The sequence below is a fragment of the Paenibacillus sp. R-74696 genome, from assembly GCF_055814915.1.
The window spans coordinates 448,477-470,694 of the sequence record NZ_JBPULM010000050.1 but is presented as its reverse complement, the minus strand read 5'-3'; the positions used below and the strand labels follow the sequence as shown (position 1 = coordinate 470,694).

The 22,218-nt window shown below is 49.7% G+C and carries 20 protein-coding genes; 17 read left to right on the top strand and 3 right to left on the bottom strand.

From position 1 onward, the window contains the following. Positions 1-134: 134 nt before the first annotated feature. From ACSR9A_RS30620 to ACSR9A_RS30540, 17 genes are all read left to right on the top strand, one after another. Entirely contained in the window at positions 135-2,156 is a 2,022-nt protein-coding gene (locus ACSR9A_RS30620; RefSeq protein ID WP_473762326.1) for a beta-galactosidase, read from the top strand. Positions 2,157-2,503: 347 nt separating this feature from the next. Then, positions 2,504-3,427, top strand: coding sequence for an ABC transporter permease (locus ACSR9A_RS30615; protein ID WP_338554937.1), 924 nt, complete (start codon positions 2,504-2,506; stop codon positions 3,425-3,427). A 798-nt stretch (positions 3,428-4,225) separates the two neighbouring features. Beyond that, positions 4,226-5,119 (top strand): carbohydrate ABC transporter permease, encoded by an 894-nt coding sequence (locus tag ACSR9A_RS30610; RefSeq protein ID WP_341281477.1) that lies wholly within the window; start codon positions 4,226-4,228, stop codon positions 5,117-5,119. Between the two features lie 84 nt (positions 5,120-5,203). Continuing rightward, positions 5,204-6,799: an extracellular solute-binding protein gene (locus ACSR9A_RS30605; protein ID WP_473762325.1), complete on the top strand. Its 1,596-nt coding sequence runs from the start codon at positions 5,204-5,206 to the stop codon at positions 6,797-6,799. 274 nt (positions 6,800-7,073) lie between these two features. Next, complete coding sequence (locus tag ACSR9A_RS30600; protein WP_473762323.1) at positions 7,074-8,234, top strand: Gfo/Idh/MocA family protein; 1,161 nt, start codon at positions 7,074-7,076, stop codon at positions 8,232-8,234. A gap of 35 nt (positions 8,235-8,269) precedes the next feature. Next, a complete protein-coding gene (locus ACSR9A_RS30595; protein WP_473762322.1) occupies positions 8,270-9,340 on the top strand; it encodes a Gfo/Idh/MocA family protein in 1,071 nt (356 codons plus the stop codon). 63 nt (positions 9,341-9,403) lie between these two features. Further along, positions 9,404-10,267, top strand: a complete 864-nt coding sequence (locus ACSR9A_RS30590; RefSeq protein WP_473762389.1) for a sugar phosphate isomerase/epimerase family protein — start codon at positions 9,404-9,406, stop codon at positions 10,265-10,267. Between the two features lies 1 nt (position 10,268). After that, positions 10,269-11,087, top strand: coding sequence for an AraC family transcriptional regulator (locus tag ACSR9A_RS30585; protein ID WP_473762320.1), 819 nt, complete (start codon positions 10,269-10,271; stop codon positions 11,085-11,087). A 26-nt stretch (positions 11,088-11,113) separates the two neighbouring features. After that, the gene (locus ACSR9A_RS30580; protein WP_473762319.1) at positions 11,114-11,770 is read left to right on the top strand and encodes an SGNH/GDSL hydrolase family protein; all 657 of its coding nucleotides are present in this window, start codon (positions 11,114-11,116) and stop codon (positions 11,768-11,770) included. A gap of 208 nt (positions 11,771-11,978) precedes the next feature. Beyond that, positions 11,979-12,701, top strand: a complete 723-nt coding sequence (locus ACSR9A_RS30575; RefSeq protein WP_473762317.1) for an MBL fold metallo-hydrolase — start codon at positions 11,979-11,981, stop codon at positions 12,699-12,701. A 58-nt stretch (positions 12,702-12,759) separates the two neighbouring features. Then, positions 12,760-13,335 (top strand): TetR/AcrR family transcriptional regulator, encoded by a 576-nt coding sequence (locus ACSR9A_RS30570; protein ID WP_473762315.1) that lies wholly within the window; start codon positions 12,760-12,762, stop codon positions 13,333-13,335. A gap of 138 nt (positions 13,336-13,473) precedes the next feature. Then, a complete protein-coding gene (locus tag ACSR9A_RS30565) occupies positions 13,474-13,758 on the top strand; it encodes a hypothetical protein (RefSeq protein WP_473762313.1) in 285 nt (94 codons plus the stop codon). A 161-nt stretch (positions 13,759-13,919) separates the two neighbouring features. After that, entirely contained in the window at positions 13,920-15,176 is a 1,257-nt protein-coding gene (locus tag ACSR9A_RS30560) for an MFS transporter (protein WP_473762312.1), read from the top strand. A gap of 97 nt (positions 15,177-15,273) precedes the next feature. Beyond that, the gene (locus ACSR9A_RS30555; RefSeq protein ID WP_473762311.1) at positions 15,274-16,380 is read left to right on the top strand and encodes a rhamnogalacturonan acetylesterase; all 1,107 of its coding nucleotides are present in this window, start codon (positions 15,274-15,276) and stop codon (positions 16,378-16,380) included. A 130-nt stretch (positions 16,381-16,510) separates the two neighbouring features. Next, positions 16,511-17,242: a hypothetical protein gene (locus ACSR9A_RS30550; RefSeq protein ID WP_473762309.1), complete on the top strand. Its 732-nt coding sequence runs from the start codon at positions 16,511-16,513 to the stop codon at positions 17,240-17,242. A 154-nt stretch (positions 17,243-17,396) separates the two neighbouring features. After that, positions 17,397-18,056 (top strand): hypothetical protein, encoded by a 660-nt coding sequence (locus tag ACSR9A_RS30545; RefSeq protein ID WP_473762308.1) that lies wholly within the window; start codon positions 17,397-17,399, stop codon positions 18,054-18,056. After that, entirely contained in the window at positions 18,049-19,755 is a 1,707-nt protein-coding gene (locus ACSR9A_RS30540; RefSeq protein ID WP_473762307.1) for a GMC family oxidoreductase N-terminal domain-containing protein, read from the top strand. The genes ACSR9A_RS30545 and ACSR9A_RS30540 overlap by 8 nt, the downstream gene beginning before the upstream one ends. 393 nt (positions 19,756-20,148) lie before the next feature. On the opposite strand, the gene cobA is transcribed toward ACSR9A_RS30540, so the two are convergent. From cobA to nirD, 3 genes are all read right to left on the bottom strand, one after another. Next, positions 20,149-20,934, bottom strand: coding sequence for a uroporphyrinogen-III C-methyltransferase (cobA, locus tag ACSR9A_RS30535; protein WP_341282886.1), 786 nt, complete (start codon positions 20,932-20,934; stop codon positions 20,149-20,151). Further along, positions 20,934-21,803: a formate/nitrite transporter family protein gene (locus ACSR9A_RS30530; RefSeq protein WP_473762306.1), complete on the bottom strand. Its 870-nt coding sequence runs from the start codon at positions 21,801-21,803 to the stop codon at positions 20,934-20,936. Before ACSR9A_RS30530 ends, cobA begins: the two co-directional genes overlap by 1 nt. A gap of 100 nt (positions 21,804-21,903) precedes the next feature. Next, positions 21,904-22,215, bottom strand: coding sequence for a nitrite reductase small subunit NirD (gene nirD / locus ACSR9A_RS30525; RefSeq protein ID WP_473762304.1), 312 nt, complete (start codon positions 22,213-22,215; stop codon positions 21,904-21,906). Positions 22,216-22,218: the final 3 nt, after the last annotated feature.

The following is a 22,218-nucleotide window of genomic DNA, read 5'->3' as shown; positions in this document are numbered from 1 at the left end:
CGCTGTGAACAAACCGAACTGGAGTGAACTTTTTGGCAAAACCAATACGTTCAGATGACAAACCTATTGCTTTCCTTTAGACTTTTCCTCGAATTCGCAGTGCAATATCGATAAGTCGAAGGGAAAGTGAAAAAATGATTCATTCCAAGCTTCCAAAAATATGGTATGGCGGTGACTATAATCCTGATCAATGGCCGGAGGAGATTTGGCAGGAGGATATGCGTTTATTTAAGGAGGCGGGCATTAATGTCGTAACGCTTCCGGTATTTAGCTGGGCGAAGCTGCAGCCTTCCGAGGACGTATATCACTTTGAATGGCTGGATAAGCTGCTGGATCTCATTGCTGAAAATGGGATTTACGCCTGCCTTGCCACCTCGACGGCTGCTCAGCCTGCTTGGATGTCGCGCAAGTATGAGGATATTTTGCCTGTTGATGTAGATGGACGGAAGCGGACGCATGGCTCACGTACTAATTTTTGTCCGAACAGCAAAACGTACCGCCGTTTCTCCCGTGCTCTTGCGGCGAAGCTAGCCGAGCGCTATAAAGAGCATCCCGCGCTGCTCATTTGGCATATTAACAATGAGTATGGTACACATTGCTATTGCAATCATTGCGCGGAAGCCTTCCGTGTCTGGCTGCAGGCGAAGTTTGGGACAATTGAACGCTTGAACGCAGAGTGGAACATGAGCTTCTGGGGCCATACGGTGTATGACTGGGAAGATATTGTGCCGCCGAACAATCTAAACGGCGACAACCGCAATTTTCAGCCGATGGCGCTCGATTATAAACGTTTTATGTCCGATTCCATGCTTGACTGCTACAAAGGGGAGTATGAGGAACTGAGGCGAATTACCCCGGATTTGCCGATTACGACGAATATTTGGGGGCTGTTTAACGGCCTTGATTTGCAAAAATGGGGCGATGCGATGGATGTCGTGTCCTGGGACAGCTATCCGCAAATGAATGAGCCGATGGGCAATGTGGCGATGCGCCATGATTATATGCGGGGCCTGAAGCAGGGCAAGCCGTTCATGCTGATGGAGCAGACGCCAAGCCAGCAAAACTGGCAGCCCTACAACAGCCTTAAGCGTCCGGGCGTCATGCGGCTGTGGAGCTATCAGGCGGTGGCGCATGGCGCCGACACGGTGATGTTCTTCCAGCTGCGCCGCTCGATCGGCGCTTGCGAGAAATATCATGGCGCGCTAATCGAGCATGTCGGACATGAGCATACGCGCGTATTTCGTGAATGCACGCAGCTCGGGCAGGAGCTTGCGGCGCTGGGAGACAAGCTGCTGGATGCCACGGTACATGCGGAAGCCGCGCTGCTGTTTGATATCGACAACTGGAATGCGGTTGAGATCACGAGCGGTCCAAGCGTGGACTTGAACTATTTGGATCAGGCGCAGCGCTATTATAAAGCCTTTTACGACCAAAACATTCAAATGGACGTCATCAGCCCGCTCAGCGACTTCTCCAAGTACAAGATCGTAGTCGCTCCCATCATGTATATGCTGAAGCCAGGCGTAGCCGAGCGAATCGAAGCGTTCGTGCAGGCCGGCGGCACGTTTATAACGACCTTTTTCAGCGGTATCGTCAATGAAAATGATCTGGTCACGCTGGGCGGCTATCCAGGCGCCTTAAGAAAGCTGCTTGGCGTCTGGGTCGAGGAAATTGACAGCTTGACGCCAGATATGCGCAATACCATCGAAGTGGGCGAGCGTTTTGGACATATAGCAGGGGGCTCCTATGAGTGTGAGCTGCTATGCGATTTGCTTCATTTAGAAGGTGCCGAGGCGATAGGCAGCTATGGCTCTGATTTTTATGCGGGGATGCCAGCGCTAACCGTCAATCGCTATGGGAAAGGCGAAGCCTATTATGTGGCGACGGTTCCTGAACAGAAGCTGCTCAGCGGGCTGGTGCAGACGCTATGCGAGAAGCTGGGAATTAAAGCGCCGCTTCGCGCAGCCTCTGGAGTCGAGCTTGCGCAGCGTCATAAAGGGGAAGAAGCTTACACCTTCGTACTGAATCATAATCCTTTTGAATCCAAGCTTGAGCTGGGAAAAGCTGAATACACCGATTTGCTGACCAGTGAACGCTTATCTGGAGCAGTAACGATCGAACCATATGGCGTCATGATTCTTCAAATCTCGACATAGGCATGGTTATTATAAATGAGCCGTTTTCCTGTTCACACCGGGAAAAGCGGCTTTTTCTCTATGTTTTTTTCACTTTGCAGCGGTAGTAGACAGCCTGTGAAAAGCTGAAAAATGCATAGAGGTGCAATTCGTTCACCTGTGTTTTCGCAGCTTTTTTCACTAATTGCCGGATGTTGCTCTAGCTGAGCGTTTCGAGCCTGCTATACACTTAGGGCACAACGAACGACGCAGCATCAGCAGTTGCCAAGAAGTTAAGCAAGTGAGCATGAGGGCAATTGCAGCTAGCACCGTACAAATGAAAATAAGAAAAAGCAAAGCTGAAAGCTGAAAGGGGAGACATAGCCTGCATGAATACCAGAAGAGGTTTTTTTCACGAGCTGATCACCAACCGCATTTTATTTCTCATGCTGCTGCCGACGATTTTATTTTTCATCATCAATTCATACTTACCGATGGTCGGCATCTATTACGCTTTCACGAGGTTCGATTATAATACGAGCTTATTCAATAGTGAATTCGTTGGGCTGGAGAACTTCAAGTTTTTATGGCAATCCGGCATTTTAACTAAACTGACCTTAAATACGATTGGCTACAATATAGCCTTCATCGGGCTTGGCAATGTGCTTGCCATCGCGCTGGCTATTCTGCTAAGCGAGCTAAAAACAAAATGGTTCAAGAAGCTGACCCAATCGGTTATGTTTTTGCCTTATTTCGTATCGTTCGTTATCCTGAGCGTTATCGTGTACAATTTGTTCAACTATGAAAGCGGATTCTTGAACACGCTGCTCAAGCAGCTCAGCATCGAGCCGGTGGATGTATACAATACACCTTGGGTGTGGGTGCCACTCATTATTTTGTTCTATCTATGGAAAAACCTCGGTTACAGCATGGTTATCTATCTAGCTGCTATTACAGGCATCAGCGATGAATATTATGAAGCGGCCAAAATTGACGGCGCGAACATTTTTCAACGGATCTGGTACATTACGGTTCCCATGCTGAAAACGACATTCGTCGTCCTGCTGCTGTTCGCTCTCGGCAGCATAATGAAAGGACAGTTCGACTTGTTCTACCAATTAATCGGCAACAACGGCGTGCTGTATGATGCGACGGACATTCTCGATACTTATGTGTACCGCTCGCTGAAAGTTACGTTTGATATTGGGATGTCGACTGCTGCGGGTCTTTACCAATCGTTGTTCGGCTTCATTCTGATTATGACGGTCAACTATATTATTCGCAAAATCAACGACGAATACGCATTGTTCTAGGTGGGTGATGAAAAAGAGGCTGTGTTGCATGAAAAGCTTGGTTTCCGATCGCCATTACCCTTGAATTTCTTCAATTGTCCCCATAAGGGGGAAATTCAAGGGTAAAAGCGAGCGCTACGCTTCTCCAACTCAACCTTTTCATTCCACTTCGCCTTTTTCATCGCCCTCCTAGGAGGAGGGAAAAGCAGCTTAGCCGCTTTGCGCTTGCGCCGTACCCTTAGTTCAAAACCAAGAACCAAGAACCAAGAACCAAGACATTTGCGCTTGCGCCTTACCTTTAAGAGCCAAGAGCCAAGAGCCAAGAGCCAAGAGCCAAGAGCCAAGAGCCAAGAGCCAAGAGCCAAGAGCCAAGAGCCAAGAGCCAAGAGTAAGACCAGTAACAAATACTTCACCCTTTACCGTATTTGCGTTTGCGTTATACGTTCGAGAGCCAGAGCAAGTGCATTTGTTTTACGCTTAAGCGAGTGCATAAGCTTGGGAGCGAAGAGATCTTAAACACAAAGATGTAGACAGTTATAAGGGTCGAATCAATTGTTTTCTGCTGTATGAATTCGATCTTTGTGGTTCGTGTTTTAGAAGGAGGGTGTTGGTGAAGGGGGGGTGAGCGGAGTAAAAGGTTTGAGCTGGAGAAGCGAATGCGTTCGCTTTTGTCCGTGGAAATTTACCGCTGGCGGTATAGTTGAAAATTTCCATGGGCAATGGCGATCGTAAGCCAAACCTTTTGCGCAGCGACGAACCTACCCTCACCAAGCGCACTTATTCTAATCACCGACACAAAGAGAACATGGAGGTTACTTTATGAAAATCAAAGACGACAGCTATATGCTGCTGTTCCGCATTATTGCTTTCACAGTTATTTTGCTCACGTCAATCGCTTGCCTGTTTCCGTTTCTGCTCATTGTCTCAGCTTCGTTCACCCAGAACGAATCGATTCTCCGCGACGGGTATCATTTGATCCCGCAGGTGTTTTCACTCGAAGGCTACAAAACGGTACTGCGATTCCCGCAGCAGGTCATCAATGCCTACACCGTAACGATCATTACGACAGTTGTCGGTACATTTCTCGGTCTGTTTTTCATTACGATGGCCGGTTACGTTCTGCAGCGCAGAGATTTTAAATATCGGAATTTTTTCTCCTTCTTTATTTATTTCACGACGCTGTTCGGGGGCGGCCTTGTGCCGTGGTACATTATGCTGACGAAATATTTGCAGCTCACCGATACGTATGCGGTGCTCATTCTTCCAGGACTTATGACGCCGTTTCTCATTATATTGATGAAAAATTTCATCCGCTCCGCTGTTCCCGATGAGGTAACGGAATCGGCTAAAATCGATGGCGCGAATGATTTTACGATCTACGCTCGCATCGTGCTGCAATTATCGATGCCAGGCATCGCAACCGTCGGCCTGTTTCTGGCGCTGGCTTACTGGAATGACTGGTTTACATCCTCACTGTTCATTAATGACACGACGATGTACCAGCTTCAATATTATCTCTACAATATCATCAATGCGATGAGCTTCCTGTCACAGATGGGAGCGGGCACAGGCGTTTCGCTTGGTGGCGACATGCCGATGGAATCGACCAAGATGGCAATGGCGATTATTGTAACCGGCCCGATTTTGTTCCTCTACCCTTTCGTTCAGCGTTATTTTGTAAAAGGCTTGACGATTGGGGCTGTAAAAGGTTAGAACTGTACCAGAGTGCATAGCGACAAGCTTGCTACTAGGGTCAGCTAACATATATAGGTTCAACTTATAAAAGGGAGGATTCACATGATGAAGAAAAAGAGCAAAGGTTTAGTCATGCTTCTCACCGTAATGCTGCTTATGAGCATGATCGCAGCTTGCAGCGGCAATGGTGGCGGAAATACGGCAGCATCCAGCAGTCCAGCAGATAGCGCAGGAGCTACCGCATCTCCGGACAATGCGCAAGCAGGCGAGAAAACGGGTATCGATACTTCCAAAAAAGTAGAATTGCAATTTTATATGCTAGGCGATGCGCCGAAGGATTTGGCTGCCATTCAAGACAAAATCAACGAAATGGCGCTTCAGGATTTGAATGCAACCGTCAAATTCAACTACACGTCATGGACCGATTGGGAGCAAAAATATAAATTGCTGCTTGGCTCCGGCCAACAGGTCGACCTGATCTTTACAGCAGAATGGACGCAATACCAGTCCTATGCGAAAAAAGGCGCGTTCCAGCCGCTCGACAAGCTGCTTCCTGTAGCTGCGCCGAAGCTGAATGAATTTGTGTCGAAAGATATGTGGGAAGCGGTTAAAATCGACAACCAAATCTTTACCGTTCCGGCAACTTACAAAGAGTATGTAACGAATGGCTTCGTATGGCGGGAGGATCTTCGTAAAAAATACAACCTTCCTGAGCCAAAAGACTTGAAAACGTATGAAGAGTATTTGGCTGGCATTAAAGCCAATGAGCCGAGCATGCGTCCAATCGCACTTGGCGCAGACGTTCGCGGCAGCCTTGTGAACCAAATTCGCGATATCGAGCACAAAGCAATTGGCGCGCTGCCTTATGGTCTTGGCGTGAACTACTTTGAGCCAGGCAACATTTACACGTACTGGGGCTCGGATGAGCAAAAAGCGGATTTGGAGCTGATTCAACGCTGGCAGAAAAACGGCTACATCCCGAAAAACGTGCTCAACATCAACGACGTTATTCAGGAGCAGCTGACAAGCGGCAAAGCAGCAACGATTTTCGGGGACAACCCAACTCGTTTTAATGATTCGGTTATTAAAGTGCAAGCGGCTCACCCGGATTGGGAGCTAAAATACTACCCATTCCCGCTTACAACAGGCATTGCAACACCAGTACATGCCATTCACAACGGCTATGCGATTCCAACAAGCAGCAAAAACGCAGAGCGTGCACTGGCATTCTATGAAAAAATGGTTACGGATAAGCGCTACAACCTGTTGACTCAATACGGTGTTGAAGGCAAAAACTATGAAGTGAAAGATGGTTACTACCAAATGATCGGCGATGCAAGCTCCAACGGCTTTGCTCGTGAAGGAATGAACGGCTGGGCATGGAGAAATCCAGAATTCATGCTGTTTGACAAAAACTATGACGGCGTAAAAGCGATCTTCGACGAGCTGGACAAAATCCAAGTTCCAGACAAATTTAACGGCTTTGCTGAAGATTACAGCACTTACCAAGCCGAGAGAGCAGCACTTGAGCAAGTGGAGAAGCAATATCTGTTCCCGCTGCAAGCTGGTCTCGTAGACAATATCGAAGAAGGCTTGAAAACATTCATGGACAAAGCGAAGCAAGCGGGACTTGAGAAAATTCAAGCTGAATACACGAAACAATGGCAAGCTTATGTAACAGAGAAAAATATTAAATAAGCGGCAAACCCGTGCCAGAGGCAGCTCTCGGTATAGGTGGAAAAGCGGCGGTGTGTCCCTGAGGGACATAACCGCCGCTTTTATTATGCAGTAAGAGAGGAGATTAGGTGCGGGCACTTGTCGATGCCGCGAGGGATATGAATCAAACTGTACAATGACAGTTAAATGATGAACGGATATTCGGCCTTTTGAATCAAACGCTTACATAACGATCTATGCTACAATATATCTATAGTGATCCTTCTTATAACAGGTTTAGAGAGGATGTTAATCATTGGATAAAGTCAGAATTGGCATATTAGGCCTTGGGAATATGGGAACGGGACATGCCCGTTATTTGATTGAAGGAAGAGTAGAGGGCGCCGTGCTTGCTGCGGTGTCGGATGTGCGTTCGGAACGTTTGGAACTGGCCGCGCAGGAGTGGGGGACAGAACTAAAGCTGTATTCGACGGCAGAGGAATTGTTCAGCTCTGGCGAGGTGGACGCGGTGCTCATTTGCACGCCGCATTATGACCATCCGCAGCAGGCGGCGGCAGCGCTGGAGTCGGGGCTGCACGTATTGATTGAGAAGCCTGCGGGCGTTTATACGAAGCAGGTTCGCGAGATGAATGAAGCGGCAGCGCGCAGCAATAAAGTATTCGGCATTATGTACAATCAACGCACGAATCCGCTGTATGCGAAGCTTCGCGATTTGATTACATCCGGGGAGCTTGGGGAAGTTCGCCGCACGAACTGGATTATTACGAACTGGTACCGCTCGCAGAGCTATTATGATTCCGGCGGCTGGCGTGCAACTTGGGCTGGCGAAGGTGGCGGCGTACTGCTGAACCAGGACCCGCATCAGCTTGATTTGTGGCAGTGGACGACAGGAATGATGCCGAAGCGCGTACGTGCTTTTTGCTCCTTTGGAAAACATCGGAACATTGAAGTAGAGAACGATGTGACGGCTTACGTGGAATATGAAAATGGAGCAACGGGTGTGTTTGTCACCTCGACCTTTGAATCACCGGGCACAAATCGTTTTGAAATTTCCGGTGAACGCGGCAAAATTGTCATTGAAAATGACAAAATGACGTTCTGGCGGCTGCGCGTGTCTGAAACCGAATTTAATGCTAACTTTAAAGGCGGCTTCGGCCAGCCGGAATGCTGGAAATTTGAAATTCCGGTCAGCGATGGCGGCAATCACATGGGCATTACTCAGGATTGGGTAAATGCGATCTTGCATGGCACGCCACTGCTTGCTCCTGGCGAAGAGGGAATTAAGGGACTGGAGCTGTCCAATGCGATGCTGCTCTCCACTTGGACGGATGGATGGGTCGATCTTCCGATTAACGAGGATTTATTTTATGAGAAGCTTCAGGAGAGAATACGCAGCTCGGATAAGAACAAAGATGTGAACAGTTATGAGACGTTGGATGTTAAAGGTACCCACTAAATACTAACGAGCAAGCGAGAGGGAGGCAATATTTTATGTCAACAGCAAATGGAATGAATTATGCCCCGAAAGGCAAGCCAAAGCCAGTAGTTAAAGAGGGAGAATTTGTATTCGCTGCTTTGTCGCTCGATCATGGACATATTTATGGCATGTGTAATGGTCTTCGGGAAGCGGGCGGCACGCTCAAGTGGGTTTATGATCCAGACCCGAAGAAGGTAGAAGCGTTTGTACGTACCTATCCTGAGGTTCGCCCGGCGGAATCGAAGCAGCAAATTTTGCAGGATGCGGAAGTGGTGCTCGTTGCAGCAGCGGCGATTACGAATTTGCGCGGCCCGCTTGGCGTCGAGGTTATGAAGCATGGCAAGCATTATTTTACCGACAAAGCGCCGTTTACGACGCTTGAGCAGCTGGCTGAGGCGCGTAAAGTAACGGCAGCTACAGGCAAAATTTATGCAGTCTATTACAGCGAGCGCCTACATGTGGAATCCGCAGAGTTCGCTGGGCAGCTCGTGAAGGACGGAGCTGTTGGCCGCGTGCTGAATGTATTGGGGTTGGGACCGCATCGTTTGAATGCAGCGGCTAGGCCTGACTGGTTCTTCAATAAGGAGCAGTACGGCGGCATTATTTGTGATCTTGCCAGCCATCAAATTGAGCAGTTTCTGTATTTCGCCGGCTGCAAGGATGCAACGGTGCAATCCAGCAAAATAGCTAATTACAATAACAAGCAATACCCAGAGCTTGAGGACTTTGGTGACGTTACAATGATTGGCGACAACGGGGCTACGCATTATTCTCGCGTGGACTGGTTTACACCGGATGGCTTGTCTACTTGGGGAGATGGGCGGACGATTATTCTCGGCACAGAAGGCTATATCGAGCTGCGCAAGTATGTCGATTTGACGAGAGGTGGCAGCGACCATCTGTTCCTCGTGAATGGAGGCGGCGAGCAAAAAATTGATGTGAAGGACAAGGTAGGATTCCCTTATTTTGGAGCGCTTATTCTTGATTGCTTGAATGGCACGGAGCTTGCGATGACGCAGGCGCATACGTTTAAAGCGGCAGAGCTGAGCTTGCAGGCGCAATTGCAGGCTGTCCGGGTCGAGTAGGGAAAGAGCAGAGGTAGCAAGGCATACAATACGGTTCGAGGAAGGGAGAAGGGTGAATCGATGATGAAATTGTCTGTATTTACGGTAGCAACACCGGAGCTGGGGCCCGAGGAGCTGGCAGCCGCGGCGCAAGAGGCAGGAATTCATGCTGTAGAATGGCGTTACAAGGAAGCGCCCGATGCGGCTGTGGCGAGCCAGGAGCCTTCTTTCTGGGGCAACAACCGCTGTACGATTTTCCCCTCAGGCGGAGATGACATGCTGGACCGCTTCGGAAAGGCTGCGGCTGATCATGGACTGACAACGCTCAGCCTGACCCCATATCTTACCGCTGGCGATTTGGAGGCTACCGAACAGGTGCTGAAAGCGGCGAAGCGGGTAGGGGCTTCCTTTATCCGGGTTGGTGTTCCGAGTTATGACCGCACAAGGCCATTCGGCGAGCTGTTCACGCTGGCACGGACGTATTTGCAGCAAACCCAGGAGCTGTGCCGGAAGTATGGCGTTAAAGGCTTAGTCGAGACCCATCATCAGACGATTGCGGCAAGCGCTTCCGCGGCTTATCGGCTATGCGAAGGGCTGGACCCGGATTGTATTGGCGTACTTTACGATCCCGGCAACATGGTTTACGAAGGCTTTGAAAACTACCGGATGGGACTAGAGCTGCTAGGTCCATATTTGGCACATGTGCATGTGAAAAATGCGAGCTGGCAAGCTGGCCCAGAGGAAACAGATGGCAGCATAAGCTGGAAGGCAGACTGGACGGGACTAGCTAAAGGGGTAGTGCCGTGGAAGCAAATCATTGAGGATTTGCAGGCTGTCGGCTACGACGGCTATCTCGGCATTGAAGATTTCAGCAAGGAATTTGCGGAGTCTCCAGACATGCTGCGTTATTTTGTCCGCTATATTAACGGACTGCAGTCGCAAGGTTAAAATGATCGATTTCAGCTACCAAATCCAAACACCGCTTGAACCTATTTTTCATTCGCATACCTATTATGAGGTTTATTATTTTCATGAAGGAAAATGCAACTATTTGATAGGCGATCAAATTTATCATATGCAGCCGGGCGATTTGATGATTTTGTTCGGCATGACCCTGCATTGTGCCAAAATCGACCCTTCGGTTCCTTATGTGCGATCGATTGTCCATTTCGAGCCTTCGCTGCTGCGCCCGCTGCTGGAGCTGCCGCAGGCGCTTAATGTCATGGAGCCGTTTGAGGAGCTGCGCAACCACCGCCTGCGGCTCAGAGGCGAGCATAAGGAAGAGGCTGAGCGGCTTCTGGCTCAAATGAATGTGCATCAGCAGCGGGGCGATGCGATAGGCAGCAACCGCCTGCTGCTTGCCTTTGTTGATCTATTGTATTTTATTTTTGGTTTATGCGAGCAGCCGCTGAGGGAACGGCAAGAGTTTTCTACGGATAAGGAGCAGACGGTGCAGCGTATCATTTCCTTGCTGGAGCACAGCTATACAGACGATTTGCATATGGAGCAGCTGGAAGAAAGGCTTCATCTAAGCAAGTCATATATCGCTAGGCTGTTTAAGGATGTGACGGGTGTAACGGTGTTTCACTATGTGTATCGAAGGCGGATCAATGAGGCGAAAATCATCTTTTTGATGGAGCCGTCCGTCACGGTTACAGAAGCTTGCTATCGCCTTGGTTTTAAGCATTTAGCTCATTTCAGCAGAATGTTCAAGCAGTTCGTCGGTGTATCGCCAGAGCAGTTCAAGCGGCGCGAGACGCAAGGCTAATCGTGAAAATAAGGGGAATGATTAGGGTGAAGCTGGAACGTGGGCAGAAGCTGTTGTTCATTGGGGACTCGATTACAGATTGCGATCGGAACAAGCAGGATGGCGAGGGACTGTTCGGCGCCCTTGGCAGAGGTTACGTAGCTCAGGTGGATGCGCTGCTGCAAGCGGTATATCCAGAGCTCGGCATTCGCGTAGTAAACGTGGGAACGGGCGGCCATACGGTCCGTGATTTGAAAGCGAGATGGCAGGAGGATGTGACGGATAAAAAACCGGACGTTCTTTCGATCATGATCGGCATCAATGACGTTTGGCGCCAATATGATACGCCGTTCATTACGGAATGGCATGTATATATTGAGGAGTACGAGCAAACGCTGCGCGAGCTCGTAGCGCAGGCGAAGCCGGTTGCCAGCAGCGGTATCGTGCTGATGACTCCTTTCTTTCTGGAAAGCAATGAGCAGGATGCGATGCGCCGCACGATGGACGAATATGGTGCTGTTGTGCGCCGAATTGCAGATGAAACGGGCTGTCTGTTCATTGATACACAGGCGGCATTTAATAAAGTGCTGGCCCATCTGTATTCCGCTACCTTGGCGTGGGATCGCATACATCCGACGGCAGCAGGCCATGCGGTGCTGGCGAGAGCTTTTTTGCAGGCAATGGATTTCGATTGGACGAAATAAAATGGGCTGAAGCCTAGAAGCTTATCCGCTGCGGATAAGCTTCTTTTGATTTTAATGCTGCATAAGTCGTCCATGCGAGAGTTAAAAAAAAGTAGTCGATGGAAGTAAAGCAATAAACATGTTGCCAAAACTAATACCATTAGTTATTATAAAACTAACGACATTAGTTTTGGCGCAGCCAGCGCAAAATACCGAGGAGTGATGCATTGTGAGAATGACTAGACACCAGCATATCTATCAGTTGACCTACTTGCCCCATGTATTTCCTGTAAATTGCTATTTGATCGAAGAAGAGGACGGCTTGACGCTGATTGATGCAGCACTGCCGAATAATGCCGAAGCGATTATGCAGGCAGCACACAAGCTCGGCAAGCCGATTGTGCGAATCGTACTGACGCATGCGCATGATGATCATATCGGCGCGTTGGATAAACTCAAAGCACAGCTACCAGAGGCAATTGTTGCAATATCGGCGAGAGATGCGCGATTGCTGCGTGGAGACCGTTCATTGGAGCGAGGTGAGCCGATTACCCCAATTAAAGGTGGTGTGCCGAAAAATGTAGCAACGAAGCCGGATCTGCTTCTGCAAGGTGGCGATCGTATCGGCTCGCTGCTGGCGGTTGCAGCGCCGGGACATACGCCCGGCTCCATGGCTTTCCTCGATACGAGAGGCGGCGAGCTGATTGCCGGTGACGCTTTTCAACTGCGTGGGGGCCTTGCAGTAAGCGGACAAGTTCGGCCGTTGTTTCCATTTCCGGCATGGGCAACCTGGAATAAGCAGCAGTCGCTGCTTAGCGCTCAGCGCTTGCTTGCGCTGAAACCGTCTTTGCTGGCAGTTGGACATGGCAACCTGCTTGTTGATCCGGTGGCCGCAATGGAGCAGGCCATCAATGTGGCTGAACGCAAGCTCGCTGCGTCTATGGTACATTAGAGCAAATCGCACACGGATATAATGGATACTGATTTCACAACAGCAAGGAGAAGATGATATGTCGCCAAGAATAGGCTTGGATTTACCGACGATTGTTCGGACAGCCGCAGAAATTGCCAATACGCAAGGGCTCGAAGCCGTGACGATGGCATCGCTTTCGCAGAAGCTGGGCATTCGCTCTCCCTCCTTATACAACCATATAGACGGTTTGAGTGGCGTGAGGCTGGCCCTCGCGATTTATGGTTTGCGCGAAATGAACGAGCAGATGACTAAAGCGGTAGAAGGTCTGACGGGGGAAGACGCCGTTTATGAGGCGAGTAAAGCCTATATTGCTTTTGCCCGCTCGAATCCGGGTGTTTACGAGGCGACAGTTCCGTCTCAATCGCAGGATAATGCTGAATTTAAAGCAATTAGCGAGCAGCTGATCGGTCTCATTATTAATCTGCTTGACCGCTATAACTTAAAGCATGAGACGGCGATTCATATCGTCCGCGGCTGGCGCAGCCTGCTGCATGGATTTAGCTCTATCGAGCAGAAAGGAGGCTTCGGCTTGCCCTATCAATTGGATGAATCCCTGCAGCTTGTGCTGCAAACGTATTTGTCGGGTATTCGAAGCTTAAGCAAAGAAGATTAAACGTTGTCTGGGCATAAAATAGGCCGCTTCGTACGTATGATGAAAGGGAAGTATGTATGAACTATTTTTCCAGAAGGGAGAGGGCTGTCCATTACGAAGCAACAGCTGCCGCGAAGCTCGCTATTGTCTATTGGAGGAATGCTACTTCCCCTTGTCATTCACGGCATTCATTTGCTGCTGCCACTGCTGTTGACTGGAAGTATAGCAATGGAAAGCAGCATGCATAGGCATCACGGTGAGGTGGCCAGCTCGGGAGCAGATTGGGTGGGCTTGCTGCTAAGCGGGATTACGGCTATTTCTGTCATCGTCACGATCATTTATTTGTACCGCATCTGGACCAGCAAAACCTGCAGCAAAACGAACGCATGGCTGTACACGGGCATTTCCGTTGTGTGCTTCGTGCTCATCGCCGCAACATTATAAGGCAATAGGGAAAGCTCAAAGCCAACTAGCGGCTGGAGCTTTCTCTTTTTTTGCAAAAATCTTCTGTTGCGCTTCCGGTTGAATTTTGCTCTAATGAAAGTAACGTAAATGAATGAACACTCTTCGGGAAAAGGAAGAGATTCGAAAGGAAGCAGCAGAAGATGGAAACGAAAGCCCGATTGCATAAATTTGGCATGCAAATGACTCCTCGTGTATGGTACAACGCCAAAATTGATGTGGGCGCATCCCTATTATTCAGCTTGTTTAATGTCGTGCTTAACCAGTTTTACATGCCGTTTGCGATACAGCAGGGGGCGACGAACTTTCAAGTAGGGCTATTGTCGGCTGCTCCGGCAATCGGCCTTATTTTCTCGCCGCTGTGGGCGAACTGGATCGAGAAGAGCAACAATCCGAAGCCATTTGTAATTATTCCTAATTTAATTGGTAGGCTGCTTCTGCTGCTCCCGGCGTTGTTTGCTCAACCTTCGGTGTTTGTGGCAACGGCGCTCGTCTTTCAAATTTTGATGGGCATCCAGGCTCCGGCTTATGCAGCACTAGTATCCCGCATGTATCCGCCTGATGTAAGAGGAAGGCTGATGGGCTATGTGCGAGTGGCCATGGGAGCCATTATGATTCCACTAGCCTATTTGGTCGGAAAATGGGCGGATGCGTCCGGTACGTCGTGGCCGCTCGTCTGCGCAGCAGCAGCAGGCACATTGTCTATATTGCTGTTCCAGACGCTGCGGCTGCCGAAAATTCCATTGAAAAAGTTGGTGGCTCCCGGCGCATCCGTCACCCGCTTCTCGCTGCGCGACCAGTGGAAGCTCGTATCGGGCAATAAGAAGCTGGCAGTGCTGCTGGCGGCAACGTCACTTGCCGGCTTCGGTAATATGCTGTCCATCCCGCTTTACCAAATTATTCAGGTACAGGTGCTGGAACTAAGCAATGTGCAAATTGGATATGCGAGGGTCGCTTATTTTATCGGACTGCTGGTCACGTATTTTATTGCGGGCTGGATGATTGACCGCTTTGATATCCGCTATACGATATTGGGCGGCATTGCAGCCTATGCCATCGTTCCGATGCTCTATGGATTTATAGGTACCTACCCTGCTGTCATTCTCGGCAACGGCATTCAGGGAATTGGGGAAGCGATTTGGGATATTGGCATTTTGGCTTATATTTTCAGGCTTGCTCCCGGCCGGGAGGCGGTTGTGTTCGGCATCCATCTGATGCTGTTCGGCGTGAGAGGCACGCTTGGGCCATTGCTGAGCGCAGGTTTGTCGGACAGTGTGCCGCTGAGTACCCTGCTTATCGGGGCTGCTATTTTTGGCTGCGTCGGGACGCTGCTCTTCATAATCGGCAACCGCAAGCGGGCAGGAACGCCGCTAGCAAACGGTACTACGCTAGGAGAGTAAAAACTGGCGGCAGGACGCTTGTCCTGCGTACAACTTAGAGAACGCTTACAACCAGAGTAGGAAACGGCTGATCATCATTTATAGGAGGAAAACAATAATGACAGATGTTTTTCGATTTGATTTTGGTATTGGAGCTGCGAGGGACGAGCATGTGAAGGTAACGGACTCTACGTTGTACGAGCCGGGTAGAGGCTATGGATTCAGCTCGGTGACGAAGGTGACGGCGAAGCGCCGAGCGGAAGCAGAGGGCATGGGCAGCGACTTCTGCATCCCTTTGGAAACTTCTTTTTTGCTTGATGTTGAAAATGGTATCTACACCGTAAATCTGTTAATCGGCGACGCCATAACCGTTACAGAGACGACGATTAAAGCTGGCTGCGGTCGGCTCGTTGCCCAGCGCTTAAGGACGGTAGCAGGCGAGTTTATTCGCTACAGCTTCGCCTTGTCGGTAAGAGATGGTCAAATCCGCCTGGCCTTTACGGGATTAGCGCCGCGCATTAATGCACTTGAGGTGCTGTCTTCTAACCAAACGCCGACCATTTTTCTTGCTGGGGATTCAACGGTTACAGATCAGCCGGAGGATGGCTATCCCTATGCAGGCTGGGGACAAATGCTGCCCAAATGGTTCAAGCAGGACATAGCCATTGAGAACAGGGCGGTTTCCGGGCGCAGCTCCAAAAGCTTCATCGGAGAAGGCCGACTCGATGAAATCTTTCAATGGATGAAGCCGCGGGACGTGCTGCTGATCCAGTTTGGCCATAATGACCAGAAGCCGGATGAGGAGCGGCGCACGGAGCCTTTTACCACTTATAAGGAATATTTAAAGCGATACATAGATGGGGCTCGGCAGCGCGAATCGCTTCCTGTGCTGGTGACATCCGTACAGCGGCGATTTTATGAAGCAGATGGTAGTCTCGTCGATACGCATGGCGAATATTTAATTGCGATGAGGGAGCTTGCCGAGGAGGAGAACGTACCGTTAATCGACTTGGCGGAGGAAAGCCGCAAGCTGTTTGAGGAGCTTGGTCCAGAAGCGACGAAATCGGTATTTATGTGGGCGGCGCCAGGCGAGTTTATAAATTTCCCCAATGGCGTAGAGGATAATACGCATTTTCAGGAGCGCGGTGCGCTGCAAGTTGCCGGCCTAGTTGTGGAGCAATTGGAGCAATTGAGGCTGGGGGCTATTCAGGTCGCGTTCCGCTAAGCGTTATTGTCGCTATGTGAGATATGCACATTCAGCGGACGTTCAGGGGGCATTCATACGGTGTTCATAATGGTTTGATAAGCTGAGCTTGTACATTCAAGCAAGGCTTATTGAAAGGAAGCGAACCTTTATGAAAAATTGGAAAATACTACTAAGTACGATTCTCATAATGGCCACCTTGGCTGCATGCAGTGCCAATCAGACAGCGACGAATACGACTGCTGCAGGCACGGAAGCGTCCGCTGCGCAGAGTGGTACACAAGCGGATACTGGTGCTGGCCAAGCGCAGGGCGGTCCGGGCCAAGGCGGCATGATGATGGGAGGCACAATGGGCAAGATCAAATCCATTGATGGGCAGACCATTACGTTGTACAAATCTTCCTTTACGCCAGGTGACCGCCAAGGAGGCGGCGAGCCTCCAGCGCAAGGAGATGCACAGCAAGGTGAAGCAGGAGCGGCGTCAGATGGAACACAGCCGGAGCCGCCAGCACAAGATGGTGGACAGACTGCCCAAGGTCAGGGCGGTGGGCGGATGAATATGGAAAACATGTTCACCGAGGAAACGGTGGAAGTGACGGTAACTGATGCGACAACGATTACAGCTATCTCCTTCGAAAACGACCAGCGCGTGGAAACAACCAAGTCGCTTGCTGACCTCAAGGCCGATGACATTGTTACCTACACGGTAACCGATGGCACCCAAGATGCGGCGACGATTCAAATCGGCGGCATGATGGGTGGAGGAATGGGCGGAATGGGCGGAATGGGCGGAGGTCGTCCAGGCGGCCAAGGCGGTGGCGGTGGAGCAGCGGGCCAAGGCTCTGATGCTGCGGCAGAAGCATCTCCTACAGCAACTTCATAAGGACATTGCAACCGAATAAAGGAAAGAGCGGCCCTAATTAATGGCTGCTCTTTCTTTTTTATTATGCAAGAATAATAAACAAACTAACAGAATAGATTTTGTTATATTGAGTCCAAACTCTTAACATTATGGCTTGCAAAGGGTGGAATCGAGCATGTATTGGGCAAAATCATCTATGAATTCCATTGATCCTCATACGTTTGCAACATTTCGAGCGCTTGTTGAAGCCATTGTTCCTGCCACGCCTGCGCTTGCCGTATTTGGAGCGGAGCAAACGCCCGGCGCGGCAGATTTGCACATTCATGAGTATATGATTTGGGAATTGGATCACAGTCTTTCGCTTTTTCTGGGAACACATCTTACCGTCGTTCCGTTAGCCTCTCCTACTGCTCAATTGCTTAATGCAGGTGCTGTCGAGCTTGTCACTTCCGGGCGGGCGAAGCATGCTCCCAATCATGCGGTTTGGGGAAGCTGTCCTTACGCTGCGCTTTCTCCTATCGACAGAATTCGGGTCTTGGCGATGCTTGAACAGCTTGATGTTGATCTTGGAAGCTTGCCGCCTCCGTACCGGGATAATGGCGGCAATGTCCGATTTATGATTGATTTTCTCACTAGGCAAACGATGTTTGGCAATTACTCGGAGTGGTCCGCCTACGGTACGACGCGGCTCGCCACGCCCACCGAGCGAAGATTGGAATATTTCCCGATCAGCTGGAAGCAGGTCGGCTATCCAGGCGTCGTCCCGGGTTATCGGGCGCTGCTAGGTTACAAGTTGACCATCGTTCGAGAGGGAGGAGAATCCACCATTGTATGATGCGGATGTCATCGTAATCGGATCAGGCGGCGGCGGAGCTGTCGCCGCTAAGGAGCTCGCGGAAGCTGGGCTGCAAGTATTGGTGCTTGAAGCTGGCCCGTGGTATGGCAATAAACACTGGCAAAACCCAAACAGCGAACGTGGAGGAGAATGGAGCTCCAGCTACAATGATTTGGATGTGGGTCTCTATAAGAAGCTCTACAATGGGTATGAGAACAATATGAACGATGTGGTGTCCGGCGTGTTCCGCTTCGGGCCGGCAGACCGGAGGCGTACACCTTGGCACCGAGTGATGCGCCAGAAGGGAGACATCTGGCAGCTATCTGGAGTTGGCGGAACGACCCAGCATTATTGGACGCAGTCGCCAAGGGCTTTTCCTATCGCGGTTGACGGGATTTGGCCAATCAGCTATCAAGAGCTGATCCCTTATTACGAGAAAGCCGAAGCTACTTTACCTGTCCAGTTCGCACCGACAACTCCGAAAGAAGAGCTTTTTTACTATGGAGCTAAAAAAGCAGGGTGGCAGCTCATACCAACACTCAATGTGACAACGCCGGGTTATCGCCCGAATCCCAACGCAATTCTCCCGACAAATGAACATCTAATGGACCCTAATTATTCATTGGAGCAATTATCGCACATGGAAGGATGCACCTTGAAGGGGAACTGTGTCAACGGGTGCTCGGTCGGACCTTCAGTAGATAAAATTGCCAAGAGAAGCACCCTCGTCAGCTATATTCCTCTCGCCCTCAAAACCGGCAACGTTGCCATTCGTCCTAATTCCTTCGCGATAAAAATTTTAACAGAGCAGGATCCCAAAGAAGGGCTCCGTGCAACAGGCGTACAATTTCGAGACACATGGACAGGAGAAATCGGAGAGCTGAATGCCAAAACCGTCGTCATGGCCGCAGGCTGCATCGAATCTCCGCGTCTGTGGCTAAATTCTGGACTGCCCCATAATGCTTGGGTAGGAAGAGGGTTGACGAATCATTGCTTCGACTGGGTTTCAGGCGTTTTTGATGAAAAGGAACTAATGAGCATACTGGGCATGCCTTCCGTCTATCCGTATATGGGGCACACTTCGGGAGCCAGAGTTGATATTCCGGGAACGGGGATTTTCCAGGTGTCCTGCCTAAGCCCAGGTTTAATGTCTTATTTGACTTATGGCTTCAGCGAGGCAGGCTTTAATGCCCTGAACCCTCCCGAACCTGGAGCGCCATGGGATATTCACGGCCGGGTTGTTGGTCCTCAATTGAAAGAGCTGATGAGAAATTATACTCGAACGATGACGATGCTGCTCCTCACGGATGATGAAACGCTTTACCACAACAGGGTAGAGGTGGATCCGCTGCTGAAGGACGAGAATGGCCCGATTCCAGTTGTTCATTATGTTCCGAGCATAAAAACGCTGCAAAGGCGTGACAAATTGGCCAGATATGCTGCCGAGACGCTGAAGCAGGCAGGAGCCAAAACGATCATTCGCTCGGATACGCCATTCAGTTTTATGCTTCATATTGAAAGTACCATGCGAATGGGATACGTTACGGATACGAACTGCGAGGCGATGCAAGTCAAGCGATTGTTCATCGCTGATAACAGCGTGCACTTCAACGGTATTGGTGGACCGAATCCGACTCTTACTACACAAGCGCTGGCCACACGAACGGCCGAAAAGATATTTAATAAATATTTTGTATAATGGTCAAATTGTTATTTAGGATTTGTTTGAAAACCCAATAATGCAATTATTTTTTGTACCGCGATGGCAGGGGATCATTTCCTTTTTTGAAGGACAGAGGTTCCGCTATTTTAGCTTTTTATACAAATTCAGCCCGTAAGTGGACAGCAAATCAGCTATTGTCCTCATGATTATGTCAAAATGACGATTGGTGGAGCATTAGCGGCTCCTGAGTCCGCAGGATTCTTCATAACCGATATTCTGTTGAAATAGCGGATTCTGTGTCCACCAAGCTTCTGATACTCTCATTATCATCTGCGTACACAACCTATTAAGTGGCAGCAAGCGCTGCTTCAAATGCAAGAGACCCTGGGGAGCTAGCTCCCTAGGGTCTCTTGTATTTAAAAATTTCTGTCAGCCAATTAATTGCCCGGCCTGTTGCTCCGCTTGCTGCTCTGCCAAGAGCAGCTGCTCCCGCACTTTGACAACCTCGCCGATAATAATTAACGCCGGGTTGCTGAGCTGTACGGATGCGGCCAGATTATGAATATGCTCAAGTGTCCCTGTAAAGGTACGCTGCCTCGAGGTGGTGCCTCGTTCAATAAGTGCAACGGGCGTCGTAGCGGCTTTCCCATGCTTCAGCAGCTCTTCGCGAATGGCGCCAAGCTGGCTGACCCCCATATAAATCGCTAAAGTATCTACGCTGTGTGCAAGCAGATCCCAGCGTACAGGAGCTTTATCCCCATGGCAGCGGGTGCCTGTGACGCAGGCGAAGGATGAAGCATGCTCTCGGTGTGTAAGCGGAATATTCGCGGCTGCTGCTGCTCCAATGGCGGACGTAATACCGGGAATCACCTCATAAGGAATGCCATGCTTGGCAAGCTCCAGCGTTTCCTCGCCGCCGCGTCCGAAGACGAAGGGGTCGCCGCCCTTCAGCCGAACGACATTTTTTCCTTGGCTAGCATATTGTACAAGCAGTTGATTAATTTGATCCTGTGGTATAGCATGGGCGTTTGGTGCTTTGCCGCAATAGATGAGCTCGACGTTTTTGCTGGCATAATCGAGCAGCTCAGTCGTAGCGAGCCTGTCATATAAAATAATGTCAGCCGACTGGATGCGCCGCATGGCTTTTACAGTAATGAGCTCGGGATCGCCTGGACCTGCTCCGACAATATAAACCGTACCTGGTGCTTGCTTCATCATAGACCACTTCCTTTGGCGACAATCGCTCCAACTGCTGCTGGCTCGGATTTTATCTGTGCTTTAACGCCTACAGCTTGGTTTTTCGGCGAAGGATGGGACAAATACAGCATCATCCCTGTGAACACTGCACCGCCAATAAAGTTGCCAACGATTACGGGGATTTGATTCCATACCCACCAATCAGAAAAGCTGACGTGAGCGCCAAACAGCATGCCTGCGGGAATGACGAACATATTAACGACAGCATGTTCAAAGCCTTGGGCGAAGAAAATGACGATTGGCAGCCACATCGCAATGATTTTGCCGCCCGTTGATTTGGATGTCATCGCCATTACAACGCCGAGTGTTACCATCCAATTGCACAAAATGGCTTTAATAACAACAAGCATCATGCCCTCAGACCCCATATGCTTGTAGCCAATTGTTTTCGTTTCGCTAAGCTGTATAATCATTTGAATGAGCGGATTGCTCATATCGGTGAACATTTTCGTAATGACTAAACTATACAACAGCGCATAGGCAGCGCAGCCAATGAGATGTCCGGCGATCACCCAAATATAATTGGACAGCATTCGGGATACGCTCGTCCTGCGGGCAAGAACAGCTAGCGGAAGGAGTGCAAAGCTGCCAGTAACAAGCTCCAATCCAAGGAGAACAATGATGACGAACCCGGCTGGAAATACAAGAGCACCTGCAAGACCAAGTGAGGTTTGGCTCGTTGCTGTAAACGCAAGCGTTGTGGCAAAAGCCAAAATCGCTCCCCCGAGAAACCCGCGAACGAGCATTTGCAGCGTGCCAGCATTTGCTTTTGCAGCCCCGGTATCGATCATAGCGTCTATTACTTCTGCGGGTTTGATGTAGGACATAATGGTTTCTCCTTAAGATTAGCAATGGCATAACTTGCTCTCTATTATAAAAGTAAAACGATGATATTAGGAAATAAGTAATATTTATAAAATGTATAAATTAAAGCGTTACATAGATAGCGCCGTCCTCTGGATCAATTTCAGTATCAAAAGTCATTACACAGCCGTCATCCGGATCCTTGACCAATCCGCTTTGGAGGTCAACCTTCCAATCATGCAGTGGACAATGGACAACTGTACCGCATACCATGCCTTCGGATAATAGTCCGCCCTTATGCGGACAACGATTTTCAATAGCCAGCACACTGCCGTCCTCAAGACGGAATAATGCAATTTCCGTCTCCTTCACACGAACGGTGCGTGAGCCGCGAATATCAATATCAGATAATTTGCCAATCAGCAGTTTGCTCATATT

What these genes read in the sequence shown, in the direction of transcription:
- ACSR9A_RS30620 (WP_473762326.1), top strand. Translation starts at nt 135, where the DNA reads ATGATTCATTCCAAGCTTCCAAAAATATGGTATGGCGGTGACTATAAT.
- ACSR9A_RS30615 (WP_338554937.1), top strand. Translation starts at nt 2,504, where the DNA reads ATGAATACCAGAAGAGGTTTTTTTCACGAGCTGATCACCAACCGCATT.
- ACSR9A_RS30610 (WP_341281477.1), top strand. Translation starts at nt 4,226, where the DNA reads ATGAAAATCAAAGACGACAGCTATATGCTGCTGTTCCGCATTATTGCT.
- ACSR9A_RS30605 (WP_473762325.1), top strand. Translation starts at nt 5,204, where the DNA reads ATGATGAAGAAAAAGAGCAAAGGTTTAGTCATGCTTCTCACCGTAATG.
- ACSR9A_RS30595 (WP_473762322.1), top strand. Translation starts at nt 8,270, where the DNA reads ATGTCAACAGCAAATGGAATGAATTATGCCCCGAAAGGCAAGCCAAAG.
- ACSR9A_RS30590 (WP_473762389.1), top strand. Translation starts at nt 9,404, where the DNA reads ATGAAATTGTCTGTATTTACGGTAGCAACACCGGAGCTGGGGCCCGAG.
- ACSR9A_RS30585 (WP_473762320.1), top strand. Translation starts at nt 10,269, where the DNA reads ATGATCGATTTCAGCTACCAAATCCAAACACCGCTTGAACCTATTTTT.
- ACSR9A_RS30570 (WP_473762315.1), top strand. Translation starts at nt 12,760, where the DNA reads ATGTCGCCAAGAATAGGCTTGGATTTACCGACGATTGTTCGGACAGCC.
- ACSR9A_RS30565 (WP_473762313.1), top strand. Translation starts at nt 13,474, where the DNA reads ATGCTACTTCCCCTTGTCATTCACGGCATTCATTTGCTGCTGCCACTG.
- ACSR9A_RS30560 (WP_473762312.1), top strand. Translation starts at nt 13,920, where the DNA reads ATGGAAACGAAAGCCCGATTGCATAAATTTGGCATGCAAATGACTCCT.
- ACSR9A_RS30555 (WP_473762311.1), top strand. Translation starts at nt 15,274, where the DNA reads ATGACAGATGTTTTTCGATTTGATTTTGGTATTGGAGCTGCGAGGGAC.
- ACSR9A_RS30550 (WP_473762309.1), top strand. Translation starts at nt 16,511, where the DNA reads ATGAAAAATTGGAAAATACTACTAAGTACGATTCTCATAATGGCCACC.
- ACSR9A_RS30545 (WP_473762308.1), top strand. Translation starts at nt 17,397, where the DNA reads ATGTATTGGGCAAAATCATCTATGAATTCCATTGATCCTCATACGTTT.
- cobA (WP_341282886.1), bottom strand. Translation starts at nt 20,934, where the DNA reads ATGAAGCAAGCACCAGGTACGGTTTATATTGTCGGAGCAGGTCCAGGC.
- ACSR9A_RS30530 (WP_473762306.1), bottom strand. Translation starts at nt 21,803, where the DNA reads ATGTCCTACATCAAACCCGCAGAAGTAATAGACGCTATGATCGATACC.
- nirD (WP_473762304.1), bottom strand. Translation starts at nt 22,215, where the DNA reads ATGAGCAAACTGCTGATTGGCAAATTATCTGATATTGATATTCGCGGC.